Annotated in this window: 19 protein-coding genes and 1 tRNA gene; 12 read left to right on the top strand and 8 right to left on the bottom strand. The window is 57.5% G+C overall.

The window, feature by feature from the left end; genetic code table 11:
* Positions 1 to 281 precede the first annotated feature (281 nt).
* From AB8E48_RS06695 to pknB, 10 genes are all read left to right on the top strand, one after another.
* Positions 282 to 1,844: an alanine/glycine:cation symporter family protein gene (locus AB8E48_RS06695; RefSeq protein ID WP_298699670.1), complete on the top strand. Its 1,563-nt coding sequence runs from the start codon at positions 282 to 284 to the stop codon at positions 1,842 to 1,844.
* Positions 1,845 to 2,039: 195 nt separating this feature from the next.
* On the top strand, positions 2,040 to 2,342 hold the full coding sequence (locus AB8E48_RS06690) for a PLDc N-terminal domain-containing protein (RefSeq protein ID WP_368886191.1): 303 nt from the start codon (positions 2,040 to 2,042) through the stop codon (positions 2,340 to 2,342).
* A gap of 143 nt (positions 2,343 to 2,485) precedes the next feature.
* Positions 2,486 to 2,572, top strand: a tRNA-Leu gene (locus AB8E48_RS06685).
* A 228-nt stretch (positions 2,573 to 2,800) separates the two neighbouring features.
* Complete coding sequence (locus AB8E48_RS06680; protein ID WP_368886190.1) at positions 2,801 to 3,667, top strand: FhaA domain-containing protein; 867 nt, start codon at positions 2,801 to 2,803, stop codon at positions 3,665 to 3,667.
* Positions 3,667 to 4,131, top strand: coding sequence for an FHA domain-containing protein FhaB/FipA (locus tag AB8E48_RS06675; RefSeq protein ID WP_005507379.1), 465 nt, complete (start codon positions 3,667 to 3,669; stop codon positions 4,129 to 4,131). The genes AB8E48_RS06680 and AB8E48_RS06675 overlap by 1 nt, the downstream gene beginning before the upstream one ends.
* Before the next feature lie 3 nt (positions 4,132 to 4,134).
* Complete coding sequence (locus tag AB8E48_RS06670; RefSeq protein WP_368886189.1) at positions 4,135 to 5,922, top strand: PP2C family serine/threonine-protein phosphatase; 1,788 nt, start codon at positions 4,135 to 4,137, stop codon at positions 5,920 to 5,922.
* Complete coding sequence (locus AB8E48_RS06665; protein WP_314925364.1) at positions 5,915 to 7,375, top strand: FtsW/RodA/SpoVE family cell cycle protein; 1,461 nt, start codon at positions 5,915 to 5,917, stop codon at positions 7,373 to 7,375. Before AB8E48_RS06670 ends, AB8E48_RS06665 begins: the two co-directional genes overlap by 8 nt.
* Positions 7,368 to 8,807 (top strand): peptidoglycan D,D-transpeptidase FtsI family protein, encoded by a 1,440-nt coding sequence (locus AB8E48_RS06660; protein WP_368886188.1) that lies wholly within the window; start codon positions 7,368 to 7,370, stop codon positions 8,805 to 8,807. The genes AB8E48_RS06665 and AB8E48_RS06660 overlap by 8 nt, the downstream gene beginning before the upstream one ends.
* Positions 8,804 to 10,561, top strand: coding sequence for a protein kinase domain-containing protein (locus tag AB8E48_RS06655; RefSeq protein WP_368886187.1), 1,758 nt, complete (start codon positions 8,804 to 8,806; stop codon positions 10,559 to 10,561). Before AB8E48_RS06660 ends, AB8E48_RS06655 begins: the two co-directional genes overlap by 4 nt.
* A gap of 47 nt (positions 10,562 to 10,608) precedes the next feature.
* Complete coding sequence (gene pknB, locus AB8E48_RS06650) at positions 10,609 to 12,753, top strand: Stk1 family PASTA domain-containing Ser/Thr kinase (protein ID WP_368886186.1); 2,145 nt, start codon at positions 10,609 to 10,611, stop codon at positions 12,751 to 12,753.
* A 187-nt stretch (positions 12,754 to 12,940) separates the two neighbouring features.
* On the opposite strand, the gene AB8E48_RS06645 is transcribed toward pknB, so the two are convergent.
* The 3 genes from AB8E48_RS06645 to AB8E48_RS06635 are packed head-to-tail and all read right to left on the bottom strand — an operon-like array spanning position 12,941 to position 14,527.
* Positions 12,941 to 13,582 carry an aminodeoxychorismate/anthranilate synthase component II gene (locus AB8E48_RS06645; protein ID WP_368886185.1) on the bottom strand — a complete coding sequence of 214 codons (642 nt, stop codon included), beginning with the start codon at positions 13,580 to 13,582 and terminating at the stop codon, positions 12,941 to 12,943.
* A gap of 15 nt (positions 13,583 to 13,597) precedes the next feature.
* The gene (locus AB8E48_RS06640) at positions 13,598 to 13,759 is read right to left on the bottom strand and encodes a hypothetical protein (RefSeq protein WP_005507386.1); all 162 of its coding nucleotides are present in this window, start codon (positions 13,757 to 13,759) and stop codon (positions 13,598 to 13,600) included.
* 18 nt (positions 13,760 to 13,777) lie between these two features.
* Positions 13,778 to 14,527 (bottom strand): class E sortase, encoded by a 750-nt coding sequence (locus AB8E48_RS06635; protein ID WP_314689448.1) that lies wholly within the window; start codon positions 14,525 to 14,527, stop codon positions 13,778 to 13,780.
* A gap of 159 nt (positions 14,528 to 14,686) precedes the next feature.
* Between AB8E48_RS06635 and AB8E48_RS06630 the strand changes: the two genes are divergently transcribed.
* Entirely contained in the window at positions 14,687 to 15,001 is a 315-nt protein-coding gene (locus AB8E48_RS06630; protein ID WP_070684535.1) for a cell division protein CrgA, read from the top strand.
* A 103-nt stretch (positions 15,002 to 15,104) separates the two neighbouring features.
* Here AB8E48_RS06630 and AB8E48_RS06625 read toward each other — a convergent pair whose 3' ends face one another.
* Entirely contained in the window at positions 15,105 to 16,115 is a 1,011-nt protein-coding gene (locus AB8E48_RS06625; RefSeq protein ID WP_368886184.1) for a hypothetical protein, read from the bottom strand.
* 10 nt (positions 16,116 to 16,125) lie between these two features.
* A complete protein-coding gene (locus tag AB8E48_RS06620) occupies positions 16,126 to 17,043 on the bottom strand; it encodes a LysR family transcriptional regulator ArgP (RefSeq protein ID WP_368886183.1) in 918 nt (305 codons plus the stop codon).
* Positions 17,044 to 17,248: 205 nt separating this feature from the next.
* Here AB8E48_RS06620 and AB8E48_RS06615 point away from each other — a divergent pair, with 205 nt between their 5' ends.
* A complete protein-coding gene (locus AB8E48_RS06615; protein WP_368886182.1) occupies positions 17,249 to 17,881 on the top strand; it encodes a LysE/ArgO family amino acid transporter in 633 nt (210 codons plus the stop codon).
* 4 nt (positions 17,882 to 17,885) lie between these two features.
* Here the strand turns inward: AB8E48_RS06615 and AB8E48_RS06610 are convergent, their stop codons facing one another.
* From AB8E48_RS06610 to AB8E48_RS06600, 3 genes are all read right to left on the bottom strand, one after another.
* On the bottom strand, positions 17,886 to 18,281 hold the full coding sequence (locus AB8E48_RS06610) for a hypothetical protein (RefSeq protein ID WP_368886181.1): 396 nt from the start codon (positions 18,279 to 18,281) through the stop codon (positions 17,886 to 17,888).
* A 72-nt stretch (positions 18,282 to 18,353) separates the two neighbouring features.
* Positions 18,354 to 19,319, bottom strand: a complete 966-nt coding sequence (locus tag AB8E48_RS06605) for a D-mannonate dehydratase (RefSeq protein WP_368886180.1) — start codon at positions 19,317 to 19,319, stop codon at positions 18,354 to 18,356.
* Positions 19,320 to 19,366: 47 nt separating this feature from the next.
* Positions 19,367 to 19,912 carry a GTPase gene (locus AB8E48_RS06600; RefSeq protein ID WP_368886179.1) on the bottom strand — a complete coding sequence of 182 codons (546 nt, stop codon included), beginning with the start codon at positions 19,910 to 19,912 and terminating at the stop codon, positions 19,367 to 19,369.
* Positions 19,913 to 20,083: the final 171 nt, after the last annotated feature.

The following is a 20,083-nucleotide window of genomic DNA, read 5'->3' as shown; positions in this document are numbered from 1 at the left end:
GCCGGGCTCTTCACGCCCGCCTCGCCGGTATGGCTAACACCCGCACGGAGCCTATATTTAATCTGCCCATATATTAAGTATTCGTTACATTTTGGATTGGGCCCCTTTTTTAAGTTGCCGAGCGGGGGTTGCACCCGACACAATGGGGTGACTAATCATGCGGAGTGTATCTGTCTCCGCTACGCGGCGTGAGTCCGCACCACCCAGCAATGTAGCCCACATGTTCTCCGTCTTCCGGGTTTGAGCGTGCGGGCTTTTTGCTTTCAAGATTGGAGTACCGAGTGGATTTTCTTCTGAATATCATCGGGGACATTAATGAGCAGACTGCGGGACTGACTTCCTCCGTGGATGCTGTGCAGAACTGGATGTGGAGTAACTTCCTCTACTACGCTCTGATTGCGGCTGGTCTGTACATTACGATTCGCACTCGCGGTGTGCAGTGGCGTTCCATTAAGGAAATGGTTCGTGTCCTGGGTGACCCGGTTGCTCGTGAGGCTGACGGTAAGAAGAGCATTTCTTCGTTCCGTGCGTTTACTGTTTCGGCTGCTTCTCGTGTGGGTACCGGTACTGTTGCGGGTGTTGCTTTGGCGATTGCTATGGGCGGCCCGGGTGCTGTGTTCTGGATGTGGGTTATTGCTGCTGTTGGTGCGGCGTCCGCTTTTGCGGAATCCCTTCTGGGTCAGCTGTACAAGGAGCGCGGTAAGGATTCCTATATTGGTGGTCCGGCGTACTACATGAAGCGCGGCCTGAATGCCCGTTGGATGGGTTATATCTTCGTGGCGTTCATCGTGATCACTTACGCGTTTGTGTTTGTGGCGGTTCAGACGAATGCTGTGGTGGATGCTACGGCGAACTCGTTCAATATTGACGTTTCGGGTACTAACTCGATGGGCTTCCGCATCACTATTGGTCTGATTATGGTGGCGCTGACTGCGGCTATTATTTTCGGTGGTATTCGCGCGATTTCTTCGGTGACTGAGTGGCTGGTGCCGATTATGGCGGTGCTGTATCTGCTGCTGGGCCTGCTGGTTGTTCTGCTGAACATCACTGAGGTTCCGAATATGCTGCTGATGATTTTCCAGGGTGCTTTCGGCATTAAGGAGTTTGTGACCGGCGGTACCATGGGTGCCGTGATTTGGGGTATGAAGCGTGGCCTGCTGACTAACGAGGCGGGTATGGGTACTGCTCCGAACGCTGGCGCGACCGCTACTATTTCTCACCCGGCTAAGCAGGGTTACGTTCAGACTTTGGGTGTTTACTTTGACACCATGATGGCGTGTACTGTGACTGCGTTTATTGTGCTGCTGTCGAACCCGACTTATGGTGATCGTTCTCGTGGTGCGTCGCTGACTCAGTCGGCGCTGGCTATGCAGCTGGGCGACTGGGCGGTGCACTTCTTGACTATCGCTATTTTCATGTTTGCGTTCTCGACCGTGATCGGTAACTACTACTACGGCGAGTCGAACATGCGTTTCGTGACTGAGCGTAAACTGCCGATGACTATTTTCCGCGCGCTGGTTCTGGTGTTCGTGTTCTTCGGCGCGATTTCTTCGCTGGATCTGGTGTGGACTACCGCGGATATGCTGAATGCCGGCATGGTGATTGTGAACTTGACGGCCGTGTTGCTGCTGACCCCGAAGGTGGTTGCGGTCTTGAAGAATTACGAGGCTCAGCGTAAGGCTGGTTTGGAGCCGATTTTCAAGGCTTCGGATATGCCGGAGATTAAGAATCTGGCGGCGTGGGATGGCACCGATGCGGTGACTACCCGTGAGTTCTGGGCTGAGTATGATGCGAAGACTGCTGAGCGTCGTGCCGCGAAGAAGGCTAAGAAGGCTAGCCGCTAGTTTGTGAGCCGCGCGTAGGTTTCTGCGTAAGGCATTGTTGGAGGGTCCGTCCTGCCGTGTGCGGGGCGGGCCCTTTTGCGTGCCCGAGGGGCGTGTGGAGAGCGTGCCTGCCGGCGCACGTTCTGGGTGCGTCCTGATACATATCCCGGGGCGTATCCGGGGTCTGTATCCTTAGGGAGGATATTAGGAGGGTTTATGGATTGGCATGCCGTACTGGAGCTGGTGGTCACGGTTGTTTTTCTGGCGGGTATTGCGTTGGCACTGCTGTGCCTGGTGACGATTCACCGGAACCCGCATTTTTCGGAGGTGCAGAAGCTGAAGTGGCTTCTGCTGGTGCTGTGCCTGCCGTATGTGGGTCCGGTGACGTGGTTGTTGCGTGCCCGCATGGAACGCATCGATCGGGAGCGTGCTGAACAGGAACGCGGAGCGCAGGCTTCTGCGGCTGTTTCCGAGGTGACTGCTTCCGATACGGCGGCTTCCAAGGAGGGCGGCTGGTAACGGCTCGGAGGCTCTTCCTGAGCACCCCACCACCACCTCCACGCAGCACAAGTAACGAAGGTCACACTCTCTCAATTGGACAGCACTGCATGCAGTCCGTATAGTTTTATGTGTTGCCTGCGGTGATACACCGTAAGACACATGCGCGAGTGGCGGAATAGGCAGACGCGCACGGTTCAGGTCCGTGTGCCCGTGAGGGCGTGGGGGTTCAACTCCCCCCTCGCGCACCAACGATCCCCGGTTCGAAAGAACCGGGGATTTTTTCATATCCATAACCAATCCCCCGCTAAATGACGGGGTTCCAGAGCGATGGCGAGTGCATCACCTAAAATAGAATCGGGTGTGTTCATTCACAGGACACACAGCTAACGCACAGACACGCTCGTTAAACTGAGCCTTTCGGATAAAGACCGTTTGCGCGGTCTGTTGCTCGGAATGGTCGTTGAGAAGGAGGCGGCATGAAGTTTTTCGACAAGCTGGGCAAGCTGGAGCAAGGCATCGGTCGCACTGTCGGCCTTTCCAAGGGCTTCGGCACCTTTGCGAAGGCGGATGTCGCTAACCGCGTCCGCATCATGATGGATGACGAGTCCTACGTGGACGGCAGCGGTCGCACCATGGCTCCTAATGTCTACACTCTGCGTTTCGCGCCGGTCGATTTCCCGCGCGTGCGCGAGTGGGGCAACCCGTTCGCTGTTGAGCTGTGCGATTTGGCGATTTCGCACGCCCGCGCTCAGGGTTACACCCTCATTGGCGCGGTTCGCGTGACCTTCAACGTTCTTGATTCTCTCTCTGAGGGCGAGTTTGAGGTTGTTGCGACTTTCGAGCCGTTCTCTGTGCCGGAGGCTCCGGCGTCGCCGTCTCTGCGCGGTGCTACTAACTACGCGCCGGTGCGTCCGCCGCGTGAATCTTCTTTGCCGACCCGCATTACGAAGCCGGCTGCTCAGCAGGCTCAGCCCGTACCGAGCCCTGCGCCTCAGCAGGCTCCTGCGGCTCGCCTGAATATGCCTGTAGCATCCCCTGCAGCGGGTGCCCCCCGTTTCTTCTTGGAGATTGAGGGTCGTATGCACCCGGTGAACCACCTGCCGTTTGTGCTGGGTCGCGGTTCTGATGCTGATCTTCGCCTGGACGATAAGGGTGTTTCTCGCCGTCACCTGCAGCTTTCGATGCAGGGTGGTGCGGTGGTCGCCTCCGATATGGGTTCTACTAACGGCACGTTGATTAATGGTGCGCCTCTGCGTGCGCCGGTGGTGCTGGCGAACGGTTCGCTGCTTCGCATGGGTAATACCCGCATCATCTTCCATAGTTCGACCGGAGGTGTCCGTTAATGGCGTCTGAATTGACCGTTACTATCCTTCGTTACGCTTTTCTGGCTCTGATTTGGTTCTTTGTTTTCCTGGTGGTTTCGGCGGCTCGCCGTGACCTTGGTTTGGGTAAGAACTACCGTGCGGCACCGGTTGATGCGGTTCCGGAGGCTACCCATATTGCGCCTCCGCCGACTCGCCCTTCGCAGCTTGTGATTACTGCCGGTGCGCAGGCTGGCGCGATGATGCAGCTGGGGGACCACCCGATTACTATTGGCCGCGCTAATGACATTGAGGTGTCCCTGCAGGATGATTACGCCTCGGGCCGCCATGCGCGTCTGTTCCCTCAGGGTTCCCGTTGGTTCCTTGAGGATTTGAATTCTACTAATGGTACGTTCGTCAATGGCGAGCGTCTGACTCGTGCGACCCCGATTGAGCCCGGTGATGATTTCCGCGTTGGCGGTACCACCATGCAGTTGAGGGGCTAGTGTATGAAGATTGCTTTTCGTTTTGAGGCCCGCTCTGATACGGGTCTGAAACGCTCGAAGAATGATGACTCCGGCTACGGTGGTCGTTTCCTTGCTGTCGTTGCTGATGGCATGGGCGGCCACGTGGGCGGCGATGTCGCGTCGGCTACGACGGTTCTGAATCTGACTCCGCTCGATCACCCCGATTTTGAAGATGGTGCTGGCGGCGTCTATCTGGCTGATGAGATTCAGAGCGCAAACCTGATCATTAATGAGCTGGCGGCCAATGATCCGCAGCTGGCGGGCATGGGTACGACCTGTACTGCCCTGCTGATTGATGGTGATTGCATTGAGTTCGCCCATATTGGTGACTCACGTGCGTATCGTCTGCGTCCGGGTGCTGATGGTGAGTTTGAGCAGATTTCTACTGACCATACGTTTGTGCAGCGTCTGCTCAATGAGGGTCGTATTACCCCGCAGGAGGCGGAGAACCACCCCCATAAGAACGTGATTATGCGCGTTCTGGGTGATGTTGATGCGTCCCCTGAGCTGGAGTTGAAGACTCTGGACGCTGTTCCCGGCGAGCGCTGGGTGCTCTCTTCTGACGGTTTGGATGCTGTGGTGTCCCTATCGGAGATTGAGCAGGTGATGCGTTCTACCGATGACCTATCTGAGATTGCTGACACTCTGATTGCGATGACTTTGGAGCGTGGCGCTCCGGATAACGTGACGGTTGTGTCCCTGCAGGTGATTGACCGTGAGGTTCTGCCGGTGGATGAGCCGGTGGGTCCTTCGAGCCTGCCTGATTCTGCTTTGTCTGATTCGATTGTGGCGGAGCAGGAGGTCAGCACGAACACTCAGAAGCTTCCCGAGGTTGCTGCTACGGCTGAGGCTGCTGAGGCTATTTTGGGTGCGCACCATGATGAGGACTCTGAGGAGCCTCATCGTCGGTCGTTGCGCCGTTTCCGTCGTGCGCGTGACTTCTCTGGAACCCTGTTGCACAGTGGTTCTGGGGCGGTGCGTCACCATATCGGTACGTACGATAACGCCGTGGATGCGGCTCTTACAAATGCTGCGATTTTGCGTAGCGAATTGGGTTCCCGCCCGCATCAGCTGGTTGGTGCCGCTTCGGTGGCTACTGAGACCGGCATGATTCCGGCGGTTACTTCTCGTACCCTGGAGCATCGTGCGACGGTGGCTCAGCGTGTGCCTTTGAAGGTTGAGTCTGATGAGGCGACCCTGCCGGCTGAGCTGGAGGAGCTAATCGCTGAGGATACTGTTGAGCGTTCGCGCCCGCGGTCGTGGTCGATTCGCCTGTTCATTACTCTGCTGGTTGCGGCTATTTTGACGCTGGCTGCGTGGACCGGTCTGCGCTATGTGGAGCGTAGCTACTATGTGGGTGAGAGTGACGGCACGGTTGCGGTGTACAACGGTATTCCGCATGCGGTGGGTCCGATTCGCCTTTCTCACGTGGTGGAGAATACCGATATTCCTACGAGTGAGCTGAGCGATCATACTCGTTCTTTGTTGCGTAATGCGATTACGGCGAAGGACCTGGATGATGCGCACCAGATTGTGTCTCGTTTGAAGACTCAGGCAGATCAGTCTCGTGAGAAGGCTGAGCAGGCCGCTGCGTCTGCTTCCGCGTCTGCCTCGGCATCTGCTTCCCCGAGTGCTGAGGCGCCCAGTGAGGCTCCGAGCTCTGAGGCACCGGGCTCTGAGGCACCGGGCTCTGATTCGGCATCCCCGGCTCCTGAGCTGGCTACGGTTTCCTCCGCGCCTGCGGCAGAGGGCGGTGAGAACAATGGCTAAGTTCTCGTTCCGTCGTGAGTCGGACGCGCCTCGTGCACGCCGTTTCACGGAGCTTTTCCTGCTGGTTTTGGCGGTGGGTATCAGCTCGTTCGGCATGTACTTGATTGATCCGGAGCATGCTTTTGATACGTCGAAGAGCCAGTGGTTGCCGTGCACGGTGGTGCTGGGTGCCGGTGCTCTTCTGATTCACCTAGTCATGCAGTTCCGCGCCCGTTATGCTGATCCGTTTATTCTGCCGCTGGTGGTGGCTCTGAACGGTATTGGTTTGACCATGATTTATCGTCTGGATCCGCAGATTGCGGCTCCGGTGGGTGATGGTCAGCTGATGTGGACTGGCGTGTCTATGGTGCTGTGCGCGATTATCGTGTTTGTGCTCAGGGATTACCGCCTGCTGCGTAAAGTCACGTACACCTCGCTGGTGCTGTCGATGGTTCTGCTCATCATGCCGCTGGTTCCGGGTCTGGGTATGGAGCTCAATGGTGCTCGTATTTGGATTCATATCGGTAACCGCACGTTCCAGCCGGGTGAGGTCGCGAAGATTACTTTGGCGATTTTCTTCGCCGGCTATTTGGCGACGCACCGTGACCTGATTCTGGTGGCTGGTCGCCGTATTGGTCCGGTTAATCTGCCGCGTCTGCGTGATTTGGCGCCGGTGTTCTTGGCGTGGATTGTGAGCCTGGGTGTTCTGGTGTTCCAGAAGGACCTTGGTTCGGCAATCATGTTCTTTGGTCTGTTCATGGCGATGCTGTACCTGTCGACCGGTCGTATTTCGTGGCTGGTGGTTGCGGGTATTGGTATGGCTGTGGGTGGCTATTTCGCGTACCACTATGTCTCGCACGTGCATGCCCGTATTTATGCGTGGGTGCACGCTTTTGATCCGGAGATTTACCAGGCGTCTCCTGGCGGTTCGGGTCAGATTCTGCAGGGCGTTTTTGGTCTGGCTTACGGCGGTCTTTTTGGCCGCGGTTGGGGTCAGGGCCGCGCGAACCTCGTCCCGTACGCTAACTCGGACATGATTATTTCCTCGTTGGGTGAGGAGCTGGGCCTGGTGGGCCTGGGTGCGATCCTGATGATGTTCATGCTCCTGGTCTCGCGCGGTTACCGTGCGGCGTTGGGTACTCGTGATGGTTTCGGTAAGCTGCTGGCTGCTGGCCTGTCTACGGTCATGGTTCTGCAGCTGTTCGTGGTGATTGGCGGCGTGACTCGCTTGATTCCGCTGACTGGTCTGACGACTCCTTTCATGTCTGCCGGTGGCTCCTCGTTGGTGGCTAACTGGATTATTGTGGCGCTGTGGCTGTCGATTTCACATAGTGCCCGCGCACCTCACCTGGTGGCTGGTTACGATGCGCCGCAGGGTATTGACCATGCGGACACTAGCTACGAGCCGGAGGGTGCTACTAGCGTTCTGGCGCGTATTACGGCTAAGGATTCTGGAGGTGAGAAGAATGGATAGGGCTATTCGCCGCATGTGGATGTCTGCCGCGTGCGTGTTTGTCCTGCTGATGGGTACCCTCAGCTATATTCAGTTCTTCGATTCGAAGACGCTGATGAATAATCAGTGGAATTCTCGAGCACTCTACGACAATTACGGTTCGGCACGTGGTTCGATTGTGGTTGACGGTACGGAGATTGCTTCGTCGGTGAAGTCCGATGATGAGTACAACTACCAGCGCGTGTATAACCACCCGCTCAAGTATGCGGCTCTGACGGGTTATTTCTCCACGATTTATGGCGCGACCGGGCTGGAAGCGGCACTCGATAAGGAGCTTGCCGGCACGAGCGATAGCCAGTTCTACGACCGTGTGGCGCAGCTATTTAGCGGTTCTTCCGCGCAGGGCGCTAGTGTGGAGCTGACGATTAATTCGAAGCTTCAGGACATTGCCTACAACGCGTTGCAGGGTCGTAAGGGTGCTGTGGTGGCGTTGAACCCGAAGACCGGTGAGATTCTGGCGATGGCTTCTTCGCCGTCCTATGATCCGAATCTTCTGTCGTCTCATACGAGCTCTTCGGTTTTGGCGAATTACCAGGCGCTGACTTCCGACGAGGACAGCCCCCTGTTTAACCGTGCGATTGCGGGTAACACCTATTCACCGGGTTCGACCTTCAAGATTATTGATGCGGTGGCGGCGCTGGAGTCCGGCAAGTACAACGCATCTTCGGTCATTGCGAACCCCGCGCAGTTGCCGCTGCCGGGCACGAACATTACCCTGCCGAACTATACGGGCGGTCAGTGTTCGACCCGAACTCAGGCGACGATTGAGTGGGCTTTGGCTCAGTCCTGTAATACGCCGTTTGCGCAGATTGCGATGGACCTGGGTCAGGAGCGTATCGCGAAGACCGCTGAGAATTTTGGTTACGGCCAGGATTTGAAGATTCCTTTGACGGTTTCTAAGTCGACTTTCCCGTCGAATCTGACGCAGAGCCAGCTGGCTCAGTCGGCGATTGGTCAGTACGACGTGAAGACCACTCCGCTGCAGGTGGCGATGACTTCTGCGGCGATTGCAAATGGCGGCGTGCAGATGAAGCCGAACCTGATTCGTTCGGTGAAGACCAGCAACCTGAGCACTTTGCAGGAGTTCTCTCCTGAGAAGCTGCGTACATCCACTAGCCCTGAAATTGCTAACCAGGTAAAGCAGTGGATGGTGAATGCGGTTGATAATGGTATTGCACGTAATGCTGGTGTCTCCGGTGTGAAGGTGGCGGGTAAGACCGGTACCGCGGAGACCACGGCAGGTTTGAATAATTCTTGGTTTACCGGTTTCGCGCCGGCTGATGATCCTCAGATTGCGATTGCTGTGGTCTACGAGGATATTGACGTGGCGACCGGTGCCCAGCTGGCAACCAGTACTAGTAAGCAACTCTTTGAGGCGGTGTTGAACAAGTGAGGCCTGCGGCTGATATCACTTTGGGCGGGCGCTACACCCTAACCGAACGTATCGCGATTGGCGGTATGGGCGAGGTGTGGAAAGCTCGCGACAAGGTGCTTGGGCGCATCGTTGCGGTCAAGATCCTCAAGGAGGAGTACACCGGTGACCCGGGCTTCTTGGAGCGTTTCCGCGCTGAGGCCCGTAATACGGCGCTGTTGAACCACCCCGGCGTAGCGAATGTTTTCGACTACGGCGAGGAGGACAACTCGGCGTACCTGGTGATGGAGCTGGTTCCGGGTAACCCGCTTTCGAGCATCATTGAGCATGAGACTACCCTGCCGCCCGATCGTATTCTGAACTTTATTGCTCAGACGGCTCGTGCGTTGGCTGCGGCTCATTCGCAGGGTCTGGTGCATCGTGACGTGAAGCCGGGTAACCTCATCATCACTCCGGATGACCGCGTGAAGGTGACCGATTTCGGTATTGCTCGTCTGGCTAATCAGGTGCCGTTGACGGCTACCGGCCAGGTGATGGGTACTGCCCAGTATTTGGCGCCGGAGCAGGCGACCGGTCAGGCGGCTACCGCGTCTTCGGATATGTACTCGTTGGGCATTATTGGTTACGAGTGCTTGGTGGGTCGTCGTCCGTTTACGGGTGAGTCGCAGATTGCGATTGCGCTGGCTCAGGTGAATGATCCGCCGCCGCCGCTTCCGGAGACCATCCCGGCTCCGGCTCGTGCGCTGATTATGTGCCTGTTGGCGAAGGACCCGGCTCAGCGTCCTAAGGATGCGACCGCCCTGGCGTCTGCGGTGGATGCGATTCGTCGCCGCGACCTGAAGGCTGCGGTGAAGGCTGTTCCTTCTTTGGCTCAGTTCTTGGCTGAGGAGAACGCTGACGACGCGACGGTTGCGATGACCGCTATGGATGTTGCGGCTGAGCCGATTAGTGCTTCTGCTGCTCCGCGTTTTGGTTCTGGTGGTCGTTTCTCGCCGGAGCCGACGACGGCGCCGATTCCTCGTACGAGTGCGCAGACGATGCGTCCCGTGTCGGGTCGGGTGAAGTCTACTCCTGCTCCTGCAGCGAAGCGTGGCCCGAACGTGTGGATGTGGGTTGCTCTGCTTCTGGCAATCGTGCTGATTGCTGGCGGTATTTGGACGGTCCTCTCCTCTAATAGTGGTGGCGGTTCGACTGATCCGGTTCCGAGCGCTTCTTCGTCTGCTGTTCCGACGAACCCGGGCACTGTGTCTACGGTGGAGCCGGCTGAGTCTGCTTCTGCCCGTGCTTCTAAGCAGAAGGTGACCGTCAATGCGATTAACTATGAGGGTCGCGAGCTGCAGGATGCGGTGAACGAGCTGAAGAACCTTGGCTTGTCCCCCAAGACTGAGGGCGTTGAGTCGACTCAGCCGGAGAACACGGTGATTTCGGTTTCTCCGACGGGTACTTTGGAGCAGGGTAATAGCGTGACTGTTCGCTATTCGACCGGTCCGAAGTCGGTGACTTTGCCGTCGAACCTTGAAGGTAAGAACGTTGATGAGGCGTCGAAGGCTGTTGCCGCTCTGGGGGTGAACGTTTCTCTGCATTATGAGAATTCGGACACTGCAGCTCCCGGTACGGTACTTCGTACTACCCCGTCATCTGGCACCAAGGTCACGGTTGGTAGTAATGTAGACATGTATGTGGCCTCTTCCAGTTCGGGTAGGGGTTCGAGTGCGAGCGCTTCTGCTGCACCGTCTGCGTCGGCTTCTGCTTCCGCTTCCGCGTCGGCGCGTTAGCCCCTACATTTTGATTTAGTTTTAGTCTTAGTGATCCAGGAGAACTTATGGACCTGTCGGTTCCCGACACGGTTGATAACCGTTACAAGGTACTCGAGGTAATCGGTACCGGTGCGATGGCAACCGTTTATGCTGCTGAGGATACTCGCCTCGGCCGCAAGGTTGCGCTTAAGATTCTGCGCCCGGAGCAGGCCCAGGACGATACGTTCCGCGCACGCTTTAAGCGTGAGGCGGAGGCTGTGGCGTCTCTGAACAATCCTGCGATTGTTGCTGTCTATGACACCGGTTCGTATAACCCCTCGCAGGATGGCAAGGAGTCTGATTCTTCGGATGAGGGCACCGCTATTCCTTATATCGTGATGGAGTACGTGGAGGGTCACACTCTGCGTTCCATTCTGTCCCGTGGCGGCCACCTGCCGGTCCGTGATGCTTTGGGCTATTCCGAGCAGCTTCTGGGTGCTTTGCAGTACAGCCACTCGATGGGCATTATTCACCGCGATATTAAGCCGGCGAATATTATGGTGCTGGACCGTACCAGCGAGAATATCGCTAAGGGACAGCCCGGCCAGATTAAGGTCATGGATTTCGGTATTTCCCGTGCCATTGAGGAAGCTGGCGAGGCGCTAACCAAGGCTAACGTGGTGATGGGTAGCGCACGCTACATGTCCCCTGAGCAGGTGAGCGGCAAGGATGTTGACGCTCGTAGCGACCTGTACTCTGCTGCCTGCGTGATTTACGAGATGATTGCTGGTCGTTCTCCGTTTGACGCTGAGTCGAATGTTGATTTGGCGGCTAAGCACCTCTCTGACGCTCCGGAGCCTCCGAGCAAGTTCACCCCGCTTGAGGTTCCGGCGGGTCTGGATGCTGTGATTCTGAAGGGTCTGGCGAAGAACCCGGATGAGCGTTATCAGAGCGCGGCTGAGTTCGCTCAGGCTCTGGTGTCGGTTGTTCGCCCGGGTGAAGAGACCGTGGTTCAGGATGCAGCGATGACTACTGCTTTCGTTCCTTCGGCGACTACTGCTTCCCTGGGTGAGGATTACGCCCCGTACACCACCTCGATCACTGAGGCTTCGGTGGAGGATGGTGGACTCAACGGCTTCTTCGACTATGAAGATGATGAGGAACTGTACGACGATGAGGAGTACGCCGAGTACGATGAGTCTTCGCCGCGTAAGCGTGCGTGGGTTCGTTTCCTCGTGGGTACTCTGATTGCGGCTCTGCTGGTCTTCAGTGTCGGCTCGGTGCTGTACTACCAGAACAAGCTGAATGAGGTTCCGCAGGTTTCGGTTCCGGCTGTGGTGAATGTTTCCCGCGATGATGCCGATAACCAGCTGCGTAACTTGGGCTTCGTGCTGGATTACCGTACGGCTTACTCTGACAACATCAAGAAGGGCGACGTGATCAGCGTCGAGCCGGGTGTTGGCTCGAAGGTTAACAAGGGTTCGACCGTGACTGTGACCGTTTCGAGTGGTCCGGAGAAGGTCAAGCTGCCGGATAACCTGCAGGGTCAGAGTGAGGCGTATGTCCGTAACGCTCTGAAGGACCTGGGTCTGGTGGATGGTCGTGTCTCCACTGTGGAGAGCGCTTCCGTGCCTGCGGGTATGGTTGTGGAGCTGTCCCCGGAGAAGGGCTCGACCGATGACAAGGGCGCTCAGACCGTTGAGGCTGGTAGCACCGTGAACATCGTCCTGTCTTCCGGTAAGGTGAAGGTCCCCTCGCTGGTGGGTCTGACCAAGGATCAGGCGATTGCTGCTCTGACTGCTCAGGATGTTCTGCTGAACACCAACATTGAGACCGTTCAGACCACTGAGCGTCCTGCGGGTACCGTCCTTTCGCAGAGCTCTGCGGCAGGTACTCTGGTGGCTCAGAACAGCACTGTGACGATTCGCGTGGCAGCTACTCCGACTCAGACGACTGCGCCGACTGCTGCGGCTACTCAGCCGGCAGCGTCGACCGGCAACCAGAACTCTGCGGCGACCACCACTAACCAGCAGCGTTCTACCGCCGCTAACCAGCAGGCTACTCAGCCGGCAGCGTCGACCGGTAACCAGAACCAGCAGCGTTCTACCGCTTCGGCTACTCCGGCACCGGCTGCATCCGCTACTGCGGGTACCCGTACGATTCAGGGTACTAACGCGAATACCAATGCGGACAACGCAACTAATGCAAACGCTAACGCGAATGCCCGTTAAGGGGTTCTAGCGGTTAGCAAAAAAGGGGCGGCGCTCCACACCGTTGGGTGTGGGGCGCCGCCCCTTTTTGTGTACCTGGGTTCGGGTTAGGAAGTGTGCAGGGGTAAAGTTATCGCCTCCAGTTTCCCTGTAGCGTGCCTGCTACGGGGCTTCTGGAGGCGATACAAGCCACTGAGGGCTTCTAAAGCTAAGAAGTACTGGCCATGAGGGGCGAGAGGCTCTTAGCGCGCTCTGCGGCTCCCTGCAGACCGGTTTCTTCGAGCCAGTTGCCGAGCATGAGGTATCCGCTTTCGGTCAGGACCGATTCGGGGTGGAACTGCACGCCGTGCATGGGGGCCTCGCGGTGGCGCAGACCCATGATGATGCCGTTATCGGTGGTGGAGGTAGTTTCCAGAACGTCGGGCATGGTTTCAGGTACGACCGCCAGGGAGTGGTAGCGGGTCGCGGTGAAGGGGCAGGGCACGTCCTTGAACACGGAGACGTTCTCGTGCACGAGGCGGGAGGTCTTGCCGTGCATCAGTTCGGGGGCGTGGGTGACGGTGCCGCCGAATGCCTCCGCGATGGCCTGGTGGCCGAGACAGACGCCCAGTAGCGGCTTCTTCGCTTCGGCGGCCCAGCGGATGGTGTCGATGATGACGCCCGCCTCTGCGGGGGCACCGGGGCCGGGAGAGACGAGCACGCCGTCGTGTTCTTCGGCGAGCTTGATGACTTCGTCAAGTTCGTATTCGTCGTTACGGATGACGGTGGTTTCAGCGCCGAGCTGCTGGATGTAGCCGACGAGGGTGAAGACGAAGCTGTCGTAGTTGTCGATAACAAGGATGCGGGTCATGGCACGTCCTTAGCGCTAATGATTGATGGTGACGTTCAGGTTGAAGGGGCCGTACTCTGCGAAGTGGGGGAAGACGAATTCCATGAGCAGGTAGACTACGGCGAGTATCAGCACGATGGCGATAATGATGCGAACCCATAGGGGTCCGGGGAGGTGGCGGAAAATCCATGCGTACATCTGCTTTTCCTCTCAGATTTAGGATTTTGCGACGGAGGCGGCAATTTCTGCGGGCGCTCCGGCTGCTGCGGGCCGCCACGATTCGAAGCGGGCGTGGACAATGTATCGTTCGGTGTCGCCGTAGCGCGGGTGGCAGGTGGTGAGCGTCAGGAGGCGCTCGGTGGGTGCTACGCCGGGCTGGCCGGGGACGGGTTCGATGACTTCTACTTGGTCGGGCTGCACGATTTCGTGGCTGTAGACGGTGTAGGTGTAGTAGCCGTCTTTGGTGCGCACGTAGATGTGGTCGCCTTCGGTGAGCAGGTCGATGTCGTTGAGGACTTTACCGCGGGTTTGGCGGTGGCCTGCGAGGGAGAAGTTGCCGACCTGTCCGGGCATGGCGCTTCCGTCGTAGTGGCCGAGTCCGAGGGAGTCGAGCACGTCGGAGCTGGTGCCCTGGGTTGCGGGGCGCTGGTAGTCGGATCCGAACTTGGGGATGTAGACGACGCCGAAGACTTCACCGTGGCCGGGTTCGCTCAGGCCGGCGGGCGGGGTGTTGGGGTCCCAGTCGGGGACGGATTCACCGGGATTGGAGTCGAACTCCTGAACGAGGGTGCTGACGGCTTGGGATTGGGTGCGGTCGGCGTCGATGTTGGTCCACCAGAGCTGCCAGGCAACGAAGAGGAGCAGTACGACTCCGATGGTGATGAGGAGTTCGCCTGTAATCTGGATGACCCAGTGCAGCACGCTACGGGGGCGGCGCTCTGCGGTGGGTGCCGTTCCTTGACTCATGCGTTCTCCTCTGTCCTCTGGGTTGTGTATGTTCTTGGGCGCCGGGTGGCGTTCCTTATCTTTCAACGCGGGGAGAAGGTGAAATCATCCCGTAAGTCTGCAAAGATAGGTGTGAACATATATTTTTAGGTTACCCATACAACAATAAGCGGAGGAAGTATGTCGACCAACTCGGCTAAGGCATCGTCCAAGAAGAAGTCTCAGAAGTCTGCTAAGTCTGAGGTGGAGGATGCGAGCGAGCTGCGTCTGCGTGAGATTGCTCGTGAGATGGAGAGCGGCACGCAGCTGAAGGAGCAGACTCCGCTGTGGTACCGCGTGATTATGTTCTCGCTGTTGGCGGTGGGCATTCTGTGGATTATTATTTTCTACATTACGCAGGGCCTGTTCCCGATTCCTGATCTGGGTATGTGGAACGTGAGCGTTGGTGTGGGCGCCATGATGGTGAGCATGCTGATGATGACTCGCTGGCGTTAAGACTTAGGCATTAGGGCTTAGGCGTTAGAGCTTATAGAGAGGCGGTCGTCCCGTATGGGGCGGCCGCCTCTCTATACGTTTCGCCTGTTTGGCAGGGCTGGAGTTAGAGCGCCTCCGCGTTACCTGTCTTTGTTCTGACCCGGAAGATTGCGGTCATGGCGACCATGATGAGCAGCTCGGTGAGGGTTTGAGTGAGTACGGTGGCGCCCATGAGGCTCGCTTCGGGGTTCCCGTTGTGTGCCAGGCGTTGTGCGCAGAGCGCGACGACGGGGTAGATGATGAGGGCGTTGCGGGTGACCGCGCTGAAGGTTACGGAGATGCGCTCCGGTCGGCTCATCACCTTACTGAGGAACCATGCGGCGCCTCCTGCAAGGATGGCGTAGGTGAGGTAGAGTCCGGCGAGTCGGGGAATGAGCTGCGCCTGGTTGAGCACCGCCGGAGCGTAGGCGGAGCACATAAGCACAAGGAGCAGGCACATGAGGGGAATCATTGCGGCATCGCTCATGCTGCGTACGCGTTCGTAGGTTTGTTGACGCTGCGGTGAGCGGGTTGACCATCGTTGCGTAAGGTAGGCGGCTACTAGGGGCACGATGAGCGGGGCGAGGCTGAGGTAGCTTTCAGCGGGGAGGGGGAATATTTCTCCCATCACCCCAATATCTAATATTCCTATATATGCATATATACTAGTCCATAATGGAATAGAAATGATTTGGGCACCAAGCAGGTAGGGCGTTGCCGCCAGCAAACCGCGATATTCCCCTCCAGCAATACACGTAAAAACGACCACGTAATCCACGCAGGGCGCCAGCAAAACAATGACAGCTGCGAGAGCAACGGGACCGCCCTCATGAATAAAGAGGGGAACAAGCAGCGCAACCAGAACCGGAGTTCCAAGGGTAGCCACCAGCACCACCGTGCGGGTGAGCTTCGTGTACTGACCGGTACGCACACCGGTCAGCGGCATGAGGGCAAAGTTCGTCCACAGTAGCGCACCGAGCACGTAGGGTACGAGCTGTTCGGAGGCGTGACTCCACCCCGGCAGTCCCGCGCAGGCAACCCCCACAGCCATGGATGCAAGGTAGAGGGCTACCTGGTGGCGTTCCATAAAGTTCATGCGGCATCTCCTAGTAGATGAGGTCGCCTCGTGCTGCTTCGTGGACGCGGCGGGTCACGGTCTCCATAACGGGCGAGTTGATGTTCCACCGCTGCCAGTAGAGGGGGAACTCTACGGGGGTTGCGGCAAGCTTGATGAGGTGCCCGTTTGCAAGTTCTTCGGCGCATTGCGCTTCGGGGATGAGGCCCCAAGCGATACCGGCGCTGACGGCGCGCGCGTAGTCCGGGGAGGAGGGAATGTAGATGGTGGGGCTTTGGGTGAAGGTTTCTTCGGCTTCTAGTCCTACTTCTTGTTCGATGAGGGCTCGCGCCACGTCCTGCACAAAGTCTTTGCGGTCGTATTCGACGACGGGGGCGTGGTTGAGTTCTTCGCGGCTGATGGTGTTCGGCCAGCCGGGGAGGTATCGCTGTACGTAGTCGGGGGTAGCGACGCACCAGTAGCGTGCTACGCCGAGGGTTTCGACGGAGCAGCCGGGGATTTTTTCGGGTTTGGAAGTGATGACTGCCATGACTTCTCCGGATCGGAGCATGGCGGAGGAGTGGAATTCACCTTCTCGTCGCAGGTCGCAGAAGATGCTGTCTTCGCGGCTGAGGGTTCCGACGGCGTCGATGAACCAGGTGGCGAGCGAGTCGGCGTTGACCGCCACGGAGACGCTCTGAAAGCCGCCGGCGCCCATGAGTTCGCGTTCCATTTCTCGCTGCAGAAACTCACTCTGTCGGGCGATGCGCAGCACGCTTTGTCCGGCGTCGGTGGGGGTGACGGGGTTGCTTCGGCGCAGCAGAACCTTTCCGGCGATCTGTTCCATGGCTTTGATGCGCTGGGAGATGGCGGAGGGGCTCACCCGCAGAACATCTGCCGCAGCGTCGAAGGTGCCGTATTCGATGACGGTGGCGAAGGTAGTGAGCTGGTCGGTACTGAAACGTGTCATAAGAATATCTTACGCAGTGTGAAAATATTTAGATAGATTTAGGGTTTGTTTTCCCGTATTCTCGTCTCTGGTGCTTCACACTGTAGCTGACGGGGTGATATTCCCGTGTCGCATGCTTTTGCCTGGCAGGCTGGTATTAGAGGAACCACCGCCCGCACTATCCGCGAAGCCCGTGCCCCGTTTGACCCGCATAGAAAGTTTCACCATGTCTACCTCCCTGTCCCTGCTGTTTCTGGGTGCTACCACCACGATTTCTTTGGTGGCGGCTATTGGTGCCCAGGGAACTTTTGTGCTGCGTCAGGGTATTTTAGGCAGGCATATTACCCCGATTATTATCTTCTGCGTACTCTCGGATGCTCTGATGATTGGCTTGGGTATCGTGGGTCTTGGTGCTCTGCTGGATGCGGCGCCGTGGTTTATTGAGGTGTTCCGCTATGTGGGTGCAGCGTTCTTGGCGTGGTTCGGCTACGAGTCGGCGAAGCGTGTTTTCACCCCGCATGCGGTTGTCGTTGAGGAGGGTACCGAGGATGCGCAGTCTTTGAAGGCGGCCCTGCTGACCACGGCGGCGGTCACCTACCTCAACCCGCTGGCATGGTTGGACACAACGATTTTCCTCGGTTCTCTGGCTAATACGCAGGGCGATCCCGGCCGCTGGTGGTATTACCTGGGCTGCTGTTGCGGTAGCCTAATCTGGTTTTTGATGTTGGGGTACGGTTCGCGTCTACTTCGTCCGCTTTTTGCGCGCCCTTCGGCGTGGCGCATTTTGGATGCGGCGGTGGCGCTTCTCATGGCGTACCTGGTGTTCAACCTACTGACGATGAACCTGCCTACCCATTAATCTTTTATGCCTTGTCAGGCTCTTTTTCCGCAGTCTCCTCCTCGCTGAGGGGTGTGAGTACTTCGTTTTTGGACATGGTGAGTAGACCCAGGTAGATATCGCGAATAATCAGGATGTGCTTGATGCGCTCAATCATGGGCTTGAGAAAGCTCCGGGCGTACTTTTCGTCGCTACTGGTGGTTGCGACGAAGCTGAGCCCGGAGAACACGGCAACGATCATGGACACCTTGATGACCACGGCGTTGATGTTGGTGTCTACGCCGAGGATTTTGAGGTGTTCGGGCTTGACTACCATCCACGATTCGATGGTGGAGTCGCTAATGGCAATGGATGAGAACCCCATGAAGAACCCGAAGACGAGCAGCATGAAGAGGCTTGCCTGAATAATCTGCCCAATCATGGGGATGATGATGAGGTTGCCCCAGGGCGCGATTTTGAGGGGTCGGTGTTCGAGGATTTTCTTCTCTTCGACTCAGTCTTGGGCTGTGTTCCAGATTCCGCCTTCGAGGGCTGCGGCGTGCTCGTAGTCGTTCTCGCTAAAGCTTGCGACGTCGTCACCTCTGTTGCGTCCTAGAAGGCGCGCTGTGCGCTCTAGGGAGGTCGTGACGACCACGAATACGGCGAGGAGCCCCATGAGCCCCAGAACAGCCCAGGTGCGCGGGAAACTGAGCCCATTGGCGAGCTTCCAGAGGTCTGCGTTCACGAAGATGAAGAGCACGGACACCATGAGCACGGGCAGTACTTTCGCAATCATGGGCGGCAGGGAGGCGAGCTGGTGGATGGAGTGCTTGAGCGACCAGCCGACTATGGTGTCTGCACCCAGGAAGATTGACAGGTAGATTCCGATAACGATGAGCGGGAAGGCTTGGGAGCCGTCGTAGACGAGGTCGAAGCCGTCAAGGCTACCGGGCTCGAAGGTACCTTCAGCGAAGAGAGCCCCTGCAACGAGTATGGTAAAAGCACCTGTGGTAATTTGTACCCACTTCGGGGTGCGCACCATCAGCAGATGTACCAGGGCAATAAACGCGCCGGAGATTATCGGCATCACGAGGAAGATACCGCCGAGCACAAGCATGGGAATAATGTCCTCATTCAGTGCGGTATCGGTTGTGAGAGCCCTAACGTACTCCGGAAGGGAGCCGTTAGAGTCATCAACGATAAAGATGAGGATATCGCGTAGGAAGATATAACAGACGTGCATGATGCTTGCCCACAGGATCCAGGGCACGGAGCGCGGGAACGCATCGAGAGCACGTTGACGTGCAGGAATGATGAAGGGTACGCCCTGTTTGCGGAACCAGGTATTGCTCTGTTTCAGCACATCGGTTTTGGTGTAGTGCTGAGGCTGCACCTCTCCCGCAGCCGCGTTGGTGCGCAGTCGTACCCAGATGGGGCGTGCGTCCTTCTGCTGTGCGGTGTTCTGGTCCTGGGTGCTCATGACATACCACTCTACAGGGTTGAGAACCCTCTTTTATCCGCGAGTCCCTATAGTTCTTCTCTCTGGAGTTCAGCTCCAATAAAGCGAGCATACGCGCCCATGAGTAGCGCGGCTGCTTCTTCGTGTTCCTCGTAAATGCCCAGTTCCTCGTCCTCACGACCTGCGTAAGTGCCGCTACTGATCTCGAGTAGGGATAGCGGTCCTTCTGCAGTCTCCGGAGCTAGGGCATCCAGGATGAAGCTCAGGCTTTCTTCCGATTCTTCAGCTACTCCCATGAGGCGTCCTAGGCGTGTGCCCGGGTAGGGCGCAATGGTGAGGACATCTTCGTTCTCGTGCTGAACAACTCGAGCTACAGGAATGATGTCACCGTCTGCGGTCTCTTCGAGCAGTAGCTCAGTGGATAGGTCGATGTGGCTCTCCTCGCTCTGCATAAGCTGCCTGGGCCACCAGAGGTGAATGTATTCGGTGAGTGCTGCCCATGCTTCGTGAGGCTCCAGCATGCTCTCTACGTAGAGGGCTACGGTTCGTTCTTCGTTAGCCTGCTGCGGCTGATCGACTGGCTCGGGTGCGTGGGAGAACATGGGGTACTGCATGGTTCTACTCTATCCCAGTGTGCTTCTCTCTGGAGGAGATATTCTTCCCACTGTTTATCCCCGTTGCAGAGGTACGAGGGTACAAAAAAGGGGCAGACCCGTGTGGGTCTGCCCCTTTTCCAGCTTTAGCTGTTAAAGCAAAAGAGCCCGCGTAAGCGGGCTCTTTTTATT

Source organism: Rothia mucilaginosa, from assembly GCF_964211445.1.
Classification (GTDB): domain Bacteria; phylum Actinomycetota; class Actinomycetes; order Actinomycetales; family Micrococcaceae; genus Rothia; species Rothia mucilaginosa_E.
Note: the sequence above shows the minus strand (reverse complement) of the source record. Positions and strands in the feature narration are given on the sequence as shown.

Coding starts and splice junctions, on each gene's coding strand:
- AB8E48_RS06690 (WP_368886191.1), top strand. CDS start 2,040: ATGGATTGGCATGCCGTACTGGAGCTGGTGGTCACGGTTGTTTTTCTG.
- AB8E48_RS06680 (WP_368886190.1), top strand. CDS start 2,801: ATGAAGTTTTTCGACAAGCTGGGCAAGCTGGAGCAAGGCATCGGTCGC.
- AB8E48_RS06675 (WP_005507379.1), top strand. CDS start 3,667: ATGGCGTCTGAATTGACCGTTACTATCCTTCGTTACGCTTTTCTGGCT.
- AB8E48_RS06670 (WP_368886189.1), top strand. CDS start 4,135: ATGAAGATTGCTTTTCGTTTTGAGGCCCGCTCTGATACGGGTCTGAAA.
- AB8E48_RS06665 (WP_314925364.1), top strand. CDS start 5,915: ATGGCTAAGTTCTCGTTCCGTCGTGAGTCGGACGCGCCTCGTGCACGC.
- AB8E48_RS06660 (WP_368886188.1), top strand. CDS start 7,368: ATGGATAGGGCTATTCGCCGCATGTGGATGTCTGCCGCGTGCGTGTTT.
- pknB (WP_368886186.1), top strand. CDS start 10,609: ATGGACCTGTCGGTTCCCGACACGGTTGATAACCGTTACAAGGTACTC.
- AB8E48_RS06645 (WP_368886185.1), bottom strand. CDS start 13,582: ATGACCCGCATCCTTGTTATCGACAACTACGACAGCTTCGTCTTCACC.
- AB8E48_RS06640 (WP_005507386.1), bottom strand. CDS start 13,759: ATGTACGCATGGATTTTCCGCCACCTCCCCGGACCCCTATGGGTTCGC.
- AB8E48_RS06635 (WP_314689448.1), bottom strand. CDS start 14,527: ATGAGTCAAGGAACGGCACCCACCGCAGAGCGCCGCCCCCGTAGCGTG.
- AB8E48_RS06630 (WP_070684535.1), top strand. CDS start 14,687: ATGTCGACCAACTCGGCTAAGGCATCGTCCAAGAAGAAGTCTCAGAAG.
- AB8E48_RS06625 (WP_368886184.1), bottom strand. CDS start 16,115: ATGAACTTTATGGAACGCCACCAGGTAGCCCTCTACCTTGCATCCATG.
- AB8E48_RS06620 (WP_368886183.1), bottom strand. CDS start 17,043: ATGACACGTTTCAGTACCGACCAGCTCACTACCTTCGCCACCGTCATC.
- AB8E48_RS06615 (WP_368886182.1), top strand. CDS start 17,249: ATGTCTACCTCCCTGTCCCTGCTGTTTCTGGGTGCTACCACCACGATT.
- AB8E48_RS06610 (WP_368886181.1), bottom strand. CDS start 18,281: ATGATTGGGCAGATTATTCAGGCAAGCCTCTTCATGCTGCTCGTCTTC.
- AB8E48_RS06605 (WP_368886180.1), bottom strand. CDS start 19,319: ATGAGCACCCAGGACCAGAACACCGCACAGCAGAAGGACGCACGCCCC.
- AB8E48_RS06600 (WP_368886179.1), bottom strand. CDS start 19,912: ATGCAGTACCCCATGTTCTCCCACGCACCCGAGCCAGTCGATCAGCCG.